This window comes from Dactylosporangium sucinum (genome assembly GCF_014647515.1).
GTDB classification, from domain to species: Bacteria; Actinomycetota; Actinomycetes; order Mycobacteriales; family Micromonosporaceae; genus Dactylosporangium; species Dactylosporangium sucinum.
Window position 1 is genome coordinate 149,583 of sequence record NZ_BMPI01000022.1, and the last position, 9,207, is coordinate 158,789.

Annotated in this window: 6 protein-coding genes; 3 read left to right on the forward strand and 3 right to left on the reverse strand. The window is 67.8% G+C overall.

All coding sequences use genetic code 11. From position 1 onward, the window contains the following. Window positions 1–5 precede the first annotated feature (5 nt). Genes IEZ31_RS23235 through IEZ31_RS23245 form a run of 3 tightly spaced genes read left to right on the forward strand, consistent with a single transcriptional unit; the run spans window position 6 to window position 3,402 of the window. Window positions 6–1,787 (forward strand): AbeC-like domain-containing protein, encoded by a 1,782-nt coding sequence (locus IEZ31_RS23235; protein ID WP_190252043.1) that lies wholly within the window; start codon window positions 6–8, stop codon window positions 1,785–1,787. Beyond that, window positions 1,784–2,674 (forward strand): 5'-methylthioadenosine/S-adenosylhomocysteine nucleosidase family protein, encoded by an 891-nt coding sequence (locus IEZ31_RS23240; protein WP_190252044.1) that lies wholly within the window; start codon window positions 1,784–1,786, stop codon window positions 2,672–2,674. Before IEZ31_RS23235 ends, IEZ31_RS23240 begins: the two co-directional genes overlap by 4 nt. Next, window positions 2,674–3,402, forward strand: coding sequence for an NUDIX hydrolase (locus IEZ31_RS23245; RefSeq protein ID WP_190252045.1), 729 nt, complete (start codon window positions 2,674–2,676; stop codon window positions 3,400–3,402). The genes IEZ31_RS23240 and IEZ31_RS23245 overlap by 1 nt, the downstream gene beginning before the upstream one ends. Window positions 3,403–4,143: 741 nt before the next feature. Here the strand turns inward: IEZ31_RS23245 and IEZ31_RS23250 are convergent. From IEZ31_RS23250 to IEZ31_RS23260, 3 genes are read right to left on the reverse strand one after another with little or no spacing between them, the layout of a single operon-like run. Beyond that, window positions 4,144–7,245, reverse strand: a complete 3,102-nt coding sequence (locus IEZ31_RS23250) for a helicase C-terminal domain-containing protein (protein WP_190252046.1) — start codon at window positions 7,243–7,245, stop codon at window positions 4,144–4,146. After that, on the reverse strand, window positions 7,242–8,735 hold the full coding sequence (locus IEZ31_RS23255) for a phospholipase D family protein (protein WP_190252047.1): 1,494 nt from the start codon (window positions 8,733–8,735) through the stop codon (window positions 7,242–7,244). The genes IEZ31_RS23250 and IEZ31_RS23255 overlap by 4 nt, the downstream gene beginning before the upstream one ends. Further along, on the reverse strand, window positions 8,629–8,997 hold the full coding sequence (locus IEZ31_RS23260) for a hypothetical protein (RefSeq protein WP_229835764.1): 369 nt from the start codon (window positions 8,995–8,997) through the stop codon (window positions 8,629–8,631). Before IEZ31_RS23260 ends, IEZ31_RS23255 begins: the two co-directional genes overlap by 107 nt. Window positions 8,998–9,207 lie beyond the last annotated feature (210 nt).

Genomic DNA, 9,207 nt, shown 5'->3' on the forward strand with positions numbered 1-9,207 from the left:
AGCCCATGTCATCAACGTCGATCTTCAAGCCCGCCGATGAAGACACCTCAGAGCGCGAGCCGGCCGACCTCTGGCCCGGCGGCAACAACAACGCAACGCGGCACCTCAGCGCCGGCGCATACCTGGACGAAGAGTTCTGCCTAACCGCACTACGCGAGGTCTACTGCCAGCCCAAGCGCATCGTTGCGCCGTCCTACGGCTACGACGCCGTTACCGTGCTCAGCCACTGCCTGCGGGCTCGACGGGCGCTGATCCTGCGGGACACGCTGCTCGTCGCGCTGTTCGTGTTCGCGGCCTGGTACTCGGTCCTCAGCGCACTGATCGTCCTGGGCGCGCTGCTCGCCGTGCACCTGCTCGTCACCACGGCCGTGGTCGGGCGGGACTCCGTCCGGTTCCTCCGCGACGCCATCCAGATCAGGAACACGCTGGGCCACTACGAGGCGGACGCCCGGCGGCAAAGCGCGGGCGGCAACCGCGTACGACGCCTGCGAGGCTTCCGCCGCCTGTGGCTGGAGAACGTGTTCGCCCAGATCTTCGGGCGGGTTATCGGCACCGTCCTGGTCTATCTGCTCTTCAGCGTGGCAGAGTTGGCGATCGCCCTCGTCCCAGCTGCGCTGTGGCACACCAGCCCGCTCGGCCTGGCCTGGCTGGGCCTCGCGTCACCGATCGCCACCGCCGTGCTCGTCGCCGTGGCCTTTCTCATTCCGATGGCGGTTCGGGCCTGGAGCCAGTACCAGCTGCGGGCACTGACCCCGGACCGGCCGGTGACCACGCCGGCCCGGATCCCACCACGGCTGGCGGAGATCGAGGAGCAGATCGGCGGCAACACGGTTGCCTACTCGGGGTACGCGCCGTTCGTCGGCTCCGGCTTCACCCTGCGCCAATGGAACTTTGCGCAGCGGCTGGTCCGGGCGCAGCCAACGCGTATGGCCGGCATCGACCAGACCACGCTCACCGAGAGCGAGCGCGAGTTCGCAACTCCACCCTTCACCACCCAGGAGATCTGCGACCACGTCCGCGAGTACATCAAGAACCTGATGACCGCCATGCTGCCGGAGTGGCGGCTGCCGGCGCTGACCGTGCACGACCGGGTGTTCGTGGCTGGCACCGAGATCGAGAGCCTGTGGCCGTACACGACCCAGACGCGCATGGCTGAGATCATCCGCAATCCGACGGCGCCACAGCGGCACTACCTGACGTTTCAGGTGGTCTCCTGGCGGGGCGAGCTGGTCAGCACGGTGTATGTGCACTTCGCCGCGCAGGGCAAGGCCCTCTACGTTGAGCTGCACGTGACCGGTCTGCTGCCCTGCGACGAACGGTTCCGGGTGGTCGACCAGGTGGACGGCGTTGGTTCGAAGTCCACGCTGCGGGAAACCGCCCGCGCATTCGTCTCGGCCCCGGTCGTCGTCGCCGCGGCACCAACCGCACTGGTCCGCAACCTGCGCGACGTCGTGCGGGTCGGACTCCGCAGCCGGCCCGAGCGGATGAAGCTCCGTCGGGGGTATGACTACGGCGCCGTCGTCAGTCTTCGCGAGCTGGCCACGTCGGTCGAGTGGCAGGACCACATGCAGACCCAGGACATCGTTAAGTACGGACGCATCATCGAGCGCCGGGTGCTCGCGGCCATCCTCGACTTCCTCGAGCAGCGCGGTGTCGACGTCACCGAGTACCGCCAGCGGTCGCTCACCATCCTCAACGCCGGCGCGGTCGCCACGAACGGCGGCACCGTCAACATCGAGGGCGATGCAATCGGCCAGAACAACCAATCACAGGAGAGCGCGCTATGAGCCAGCAGAACATCGGGGCCTACGCCGCCGGCGGCGGCACCGTCAACGTCGGCGGAAACGCCATCGGCCAGCAGTACACCCACCACGAGGAGTCCCGCCGGCGCCCCGGGCGACAACAACGGGCCGACGTCGGCGTGCTCACCGTCCTCACCGAGGAGCTTTCCGCCGTCGTCGAGGTGCTACAGAGCCACCGCAACTACCGGTCCTTCCAGCTTCCGCAGGGCGCGCAGGCCTACACCGCCGACGTGCCGGCCGAAGGCGGCAACCTCCGGGTGGTGGCGACCCAAACCCTCGATCGCGGCCCCCGCTCGGCCGCGGTCGCGTACGACCGGCTCCAGGCGAGCTTCAGACCCTCGGTCGTACTGCTCGTCGGCATCGCTGGCGGCATCGACGCGAAGGTCGACATCGGTGACGTCGTGATCGCGGATCAGGTCGTCTACTACGACGCCCGCCGCGAGACGGAAGACGGACCGCAGCGGCGCGGTCAGTCGCATCCGATGACCCCCGCCATGCGCCACCGTCTCAACGAGTTCTTCCGTCGCTCCAGCGGTTCCGTGGCGGCCGCGGACGGACGAAACATTCGGGTCTGGCGTGGGCCGATCGGGTCCGGGGATGCGGTCGTCACCGACCGCAACGCCGACATCATCGCGTTCCTGCGCCGATTCAATGAGAAGACCCTGGCGGTTGAGACCGAAGCCGGCGGCGTCGGTCAGGCGTCCTACGAATACCTCGACGCCGAACAGGTGTCGCATGGGTGGCTCACCATCCGCGGCATCTCGGACCACGCGGATCGCGAGAAGGGTTATGCCCACCATGCGTTGGCCGCCCGCCATGCCGCGCTGGTCATGGACCGCCTCCTGCCGCTTCTGCGGCTCGAAGAGGACTGATGACCCTGAGCGCCGCCACCGGTGGCTATTCCCCGCCCGTGCCCCGATCGTCGCCGCCGGCGATCAGTTTGGCCGTCGACCTGGTCATCCTCACCATCCGCGATGGCAAGCTCAACGTTCTGCTCATCGAGCGGGGAAAGCCGCCCTTCCGTGGCCGGCTGGCCCTTCCTGGCGGCTTCCTCGAGGACGGCGAGGATCTCGACGAGGCCGCGATCCGGGAGTTGGGCGAGGAGACCAACATCGAGGGCCGCAACCTGCACCTCGAGCAGCTACGCACCTACGCCGCACCGGGTCGCGACCCGCGCGGCCGCGTCGTATCGGTGGCGTACCTGGCCATCGCGCCCGACCTGCCGCCGCCCGTCGCTGGCAGCGACGCCGCCGCCTCACGCTGGATGCCGGTCGGCGGGCACGGACCACTCGCCTTCGACCACGACGAGATCCTCGCGCACGGCGTTGAGCGGGCCCGGGCGAAGCTCGAGTACTCGCCGCTCGCGGCGGCTTTCTGCGAGGAGCCGTTCACCATTGCCGACTTGCGTTCGGTGTACGAGGTGGTCTGGGGCGTGGCCCTCGATCCCCGGAACTTCCACCGCAAGGTCAATAGCGTCGGCAACTTCGTCGTCCCGACCGGCGAACGGCGCCAGCCGCGCAGCGGCCGGCCCGCCGCGCTCTACCGGCGGGGGCAGGCCACGGTCCTGCACCCGGCGATGCTCCGCCCAACGAAACCATAGCCTTGACCCGACGGGAGACGACCATGCGCACAAGCCGTGAGCACAACGCCTGGTGTGCCCGGGACCACCGATGTGGCCTGCGGGAGCACCGCGCCGAACCGATTCTTGTCGATGTCCCACGCTTCGGCAGCGGCTCCCTGACCCGCATCGCGGGTCCGACCGGGCGCCAGTACGCGGAGATCCGCCTCCAGGTACTGCTTCCCGAGAACGAGCCCTCGGCCCGGGTGCGGCTGGTGTCCCTACTGGCCGCGATTCCCCAAATCCTCCGAAGCGGCGGCTGAGCGTCCAGCGTTCGCGCACGCGTTCGGCGATGGCGTAGTACTTGACCGCATCGGCCGTCGCTTCGAGCGCGGCGGCCTCGCGGCGAGCGAGCAGCGGTGACAACCGTTGTTGCGCCTCGGTGAGCGTGCACCAGCCCCAGCTGTGCGGCTCGTCCGCGGGGAGCTGAAGGGGTGCGGTCGCCTTCACGTAGAGCACGCCACCGTCGTAAACAAAGATCACGCCCTCTGTGTCGACCCGGTCGTGGCGGGACCCGGCCGACGACCAGCAACCAGCCGCGCGACACCGTCAAGCCGAGATCCTCTCCGACCTCGCGCCGTTGTGTGTAGATCGAGGTAAGGTCGGTGACCGTACCCGAAGGCAACCCGCGCCGGCGGCGGCACAGGGTTCTTCTGTCGACCTACTTTCAGGTCGAAGTAGTTAACAGGGCGCGCAATCTCCACGCCTATCGATGACTGGTCGTCACTCGTCAGCCCGTGGCCGCAGGTCGAGTACATCGGCTCGACGGTCTACGTCTCCTTCTTGCGTACGCAGCAGCGTCAACAGATCCTCCTGCCGCGGCTGCCCGAACGCTAGCCGATAGTGCGCCAAGTCCTTCTTGAGCCGCTGGTACCGCTCCTCATCGCGACTGAGTGGGTAGGGCAGCACATGGCGCTCGATCTTCGCCGGTCCTGGGAATACCCAATACGGCGTGAATTCGCCTGACCCAGATGAGGCTGCCCGAGCGGCGTCGTACGCGGCCTTCCACACGTCCGGCTCACTCGATCGGAGGGCGTCGGCACGGTGCGCCGAGGCGATGTTGCGCCGGACGGCGTGACCACCGAAGCGGTGCACTCTGCCTTCTCGCTGCTCGAAGTCGACCGGATTCGCCGGCGTGTTCCAGTGCACGACCGCGGAGCACCACAGGTGGAAGTCGATGCCTTCCTGGCCCGCACTGGTTGTCGCGACGACGAACGGCCAGAACGGGCTGTTGAACGCCCGGCGGACCACCGCCTTGCGATCCGCCTCGACCTGCTCCTCGCCGCGTCCGCCGTACCGTAGCGCGAACCGGCCCGGCAACTTGATCGGATGATCGGGGTGGCGCGGGTCGAAGGCCTGGTACGTGGAGGGCCGTGCCACGATCGCGTCCCGTGCTTCTGTGGCGAGGGCTGCCAGTGCGACGTCGTCGATTCCGGCGTCCGCGTTGGCGCTTCGTAGCGTATGCAGATGCTCGTCGAGCACCGCCTGGAGGTCGCCGGCGGCGCAATACTGCAGTATCGCCTGCCAGTACACAGCGTGAGGAGCGAATGCGTCGAGAATGAGAGCCGCGTCGGCACGGTTGAACAGCGACCGGAGGCCTTGGGACAGGATGGCCGCCGCGTGCCAGTGCCCCTTCGGAGTGACCGCACCGCCAGGGCGGATCAGGCGCGCGAGCGCCCGCCAGGCGATGTTGCCCGGACCGTGCAGCCCGATCGCCACGAGGTCGTCGATGACGTCGTCGGCGCTGCGGGCCACCGGCTCGCGGGCGTTGATCACCTTCTGAGCATGGGCGATGTGGCGCGACAGAGCGGTCGAGGTGCTGTCCTCATCGAAGGCGGCGAACGCGCCTGCCGGGTCGTCGATACCGGGGTCCACGCCCGGCCAACGGAAGACAGCACGCCACGCCTCCGCCTGACCGGTGTGGGTCGGGCTGACGAACTCCTCCGGCAGTCGACGGAGGAGGTGGCCGCGCACGGTGTTAGCCAAGGTGGATAGCGGCTGCACCGCATCGGGGTGGCGGCGCGCGGACTCCAAGGGGTCACAGAGAGCCGCGAGACCGGGATGCGGCCAGAACAGCGCGAGCGTGCTCATCGCTCCTGGCCTGTCGCCCTCCATGCGGTAGTCGAGTCGCGCGATCCTGCGGTGCGGATCAACGGGTTGGTCAGCGGCGACGTGGATGCTGCGCTCGGCCTCGTAGCTCAACAGACCTGCGACGGCCGTGGGGGTGGCGTTCCACGACGAGAACAGCAGGCGCTTGGTGATGCCGTCCTCAGCCGCGCCGGCGAACGGCTCCGCGAGCGCGTGGTAGGGCAGCGAGGGAGGCAGCCACAGCAGACGCCACCACCCGCGATCGACGGTGTCCGCGGCGAGCCGCCGGAACCGGCCGTTGCCCAGATCGATTCGATCAAACCGCTCGACAGCGCGGGCGTCGAGCAGTTGTGCCTCGTTGAGTAGGTCCGTGACCTCCTTGCGTCGCCTGTCCTGCAATGCCGCCTGGATCCTGTTCCGGAGCAGGTAGCCGTCGAGGAAGTTGAGGAAGTACGGTGCCGACTTCCAGTACTCGATGGTCATGGGTGCGTCGACGAGATTGGCGATGCGGTGCATCACCGCGTAGCCACGGAGATCGGCGACGTCGAGGTCGCTCGCCGGGCCGATCCGCTCGACCAGCATGTCGTCGTCACCCAGCGCGGGACGCTCGGTCCGGCACATGACCCTCAGTAGCAGGGTGCGCAGATCTTCGCGGAGTTCGGCGGTCGGCTCCCGACGCAGCAGTGCTTCCCGGTACGCCTGGAATGCCTTAGCGACGTCGGCGTGCCAGCTCTCGTCGCTCTCGAGGAACCGCAGCACCCGACGAAAGTCCTCGTAGTGCTCCTCGCCGGACGACGACTCCTCCGCGAACGTGAACGGCTTGTACGGCGTGGCGGACAGCAGCAGCACTCGGGCTGCTCGGTACTCGAACAGGTGGTGCGCGAGTTCGGCGGCTTCGCTCGCCTCCGGGTCCAGCAGTTCGCGGAACCGCTGGAACTCATCGAGGATGATGAGGTCCGGCTCCAGCACGTCGACGCCGGCGGCCGCGAGCGCGGTGCGGAGCCTGCCGATGAGCGTTCGGGCCGTCTCGCGCTGGTCGTCGGTCAACTCTCGGCGGCGGCCGATATCGTCGAGCAGTTCGTCGAAGCGCTGCAGCAGGCCGTCCTTCCTGGCACGCCGACGGAAACCCTTGTGAATGCGCGGGTGCAGCCGTTCACCCAGCGCTGTCCAGAGACGCTCCACTCGCTCGGAGAAGCGGTCGATCGAACTGACGCCACCCTGCAGTGCCCGAAGTGCCGCCTTCCTCCGCCACCCGTCCCACTCATCCTGCTCCAGCATGAGGTACAGCAGGGCGCGCTCCTCGGCGGTACCGGTACGCCAGCCCTGGTCGAAGGAGGTGCCGGGGGTAAAGGCAACGAGATTGATCGGCTTGCCCACCGAGGCCTTGGCGGCGTTGAGTTCGTCCGCGTACTTCGCGAGCAGCGTCAGTCGGCTGGTCACCGTGATCGTTTCATCGGTGGTGACCCGAAGCCGGCCGATGTTCTGCGGGGCGACGTCCTGGTTCGAGCACACGTAGATGACGTCGACGCGTTTGACGCTCGGGTCGTCCTGAAGGCGCTGCAGCGTCTCGGCGATGACGCCGCGAGCGACGACGCTCTTGCCGAGACCGGTCTCATCCGCGACGAGGAAGCGGCGGGTCGGTTCGGCGCCGAAGTATCGGTCGATGATGTGCGCCACGGTCGCGCGCTGGAAGTCCTTCAGGCCGGCGAGGACGGGGCCAGCGTCATAGCGGTTCATGCGCGAACTCCCGTACCGGCGGCATCTCGGGCCTGCCTCATCAGCTGCCAGATCTCCGCGAAGCCTGGTGGCAGCAGCCGTACGCCAGCGTCGGTCCTCTCGAGGCGAGATACCAGCCGCTCCAGGTCGTCGAGCTGATCCGGCCTGTCGACCAACGCGCTGAGCAACAGCTCGAACAGGCCGCTCGTCGAGGCTCTCCAGACACCCGATCCGTTGCCGCTCGCCGCGTTGACCTCGGGCATGGCTTCCGTGCCCAGACCGAGCATGAGCTTGAGGAACCTCAGGAAGTCGTCGGGGGTCTTGACCTGGCCGGCTAGCACCTCGTCGAGTCGCTCGGCAGGGTCGTCGATGAGCGTGGCCAGCACGACCGTCCGTTCACGTTCCTGATCGGATTGCGCGGTGATGACGATGAACGGCGTGACGTCGGTGAGCGCCAGGCCCGTCCAGTTGACCGCGACCGGTTGGCCAAGGGCGAGCCGGAGCGCCTCCCCGGGACGGGTGTGCAGTTGGGCGGTGAGTCTGACGTCATCTTCCTCGGGAAGCGGTTCCTCAGAGGTCAGCCGGATCCCGAATCCATCCGGACCCGTGGCGACGGTCGCCGTAAGCGGGATGGCGGCGATATCCCGGATGAACTCCCGCAGGCGCAGGTCCTCCTCGTCAGGGCCAGCTGCATCGTTGCGGGCATACGGCTCAAGGATCTCGCGCAGCGCCGCCTGCGGTCCGACGAGCGCGTCGATGCCCATGGCGGTCCGACCGCCGACGAGCTCGACCAGGAACTCGACGTTGCCGCCGAAGGCACCCGTAGTGGCGTTGGCCGAACCGAGCAGGACACGTGCCTGGTTGCCTTTCTCCACCACGTACACCTTGGCGTGGAGCCCGGTGAGGACGACGCGATCGGCAGTTGCTTCGTCGGCCGGAAGCCCCGCCAAGCCGTTGATCACGAATGTGTCGAGGCCCTCCAAGGCCTCGATCGGGAGGGCGTCGAGGGCCTCCTGACGGCTGACCAGCGTGACGTGTTCGCCGGGCGCACGCTGCAGAAGGCTGTCCGCGGTGCAGAAAGGCGAGACGATCAGGTGGCGGGTGCCGGTGAAATCCGGCACGCTGCCACCGCGGACGCCCATGGCGTGGAAGAGCAGGCTGCGGACGCCCTCAGGATGCTCCCATTCGGCGCGACGGAGATCCTCGGCGAGCGCTTCGACAGCTGCCAATCTTGTGGGTGCCAGCGGGGCGGTTACGAGCCGGAGCGTGCCGCGGATGAGGTCAAACAGCGGCCTGTTGTCCGCAATCGGCCGAGTGGCCCGGGTGCCGTCGAGGCGGAGACAGACGTCCCAACTGCGGTCGCCGGTGAGGTTCCGACTCAGCACCAGCAGTCGGAGGGTCGACTCACCGGTCGCCACGTCGACGAACCGCAACGCCCACAGCTTCGGATGGAACAGGTGACCCGGCTTCGGCCGGCCGACCAAATGCACCATCGGCTCGACAAAAGGCATGCAGACCTGAGTATCGGGACGGCACCGAAACCTGGCCTGCCTGCGCAAACACGTCGATGCGGTCGGCATGCCGGCGCACGCTCTCCATCAGGGTGATGGGGTCGCTCGACTCGCGTGCGCCGTGCGCCGCGAACACCATCGGCGCAGCCAGCAGACTCTCCAGGTCCAGGGTGAACGTCATCGCCAACGCTCGCGACAGGATAGTGCCCGGCGGTGGACGCAGTGCGTCGAGCAGCAACGATCGCGAATCAGGCGCCAGCACGGGCAACCTCCGGCATCTCGGCGGCGCAGCCGTCATGGATATCGCTGAGCATCCGGCGCACCTGCGGCCAGCGGAACACCAGCGGCCGAGTACCGGAGGCCCCACTCCACGTCCGCAGGAGCTTCTCGTTGATTAGTACTGCAACGGCGGTTCGTCACGTATGATGGTGTTTGAGGTGTTTGCGGTAGTGGCTGGCTGTAGCTTGGGCTT

Bases quoted from the DNA above. Each gene is read 5' to 3' on its own strand.
- IEZ31_RS23235 (WP_190252043.1), top strand. From the start codon at position 6: ATGTCATCAACGTCGATCTTCAAGCCCGCCGATGAAGACACCTCAGAG.
- IEZ31_RS23240 (WP_190252044.1), top strand. From the start codon at position 1,784: ATGAGCCAGCAGAACATCGGGGCCTACGCCGCCGGCGGCGGCACCGTC.
- IEZ31_RS23245 (WP_190252045.1), top strand. From the start codon at position 2,674: ATGACCCTGAGCGCCGCCACCGGTGGCTATTCCCCGCCCGTGCCCCGA.
- IEZ31_RS23250 (WP_190252046.1), bottom strand. From the start codon at position 7,245: ATGAACCGCTATGACGCTGGCCCCGTCCTCGCCGGCCTGAAGGACTTC.
- IEZ31_RS23255 (WP_190252047.1), bottom strand. From the start codon at position 8,735: ATGCCTTTTGTCGAGCCGATGGTGCATTTGGTCGGCCGGCCGAAGCCG.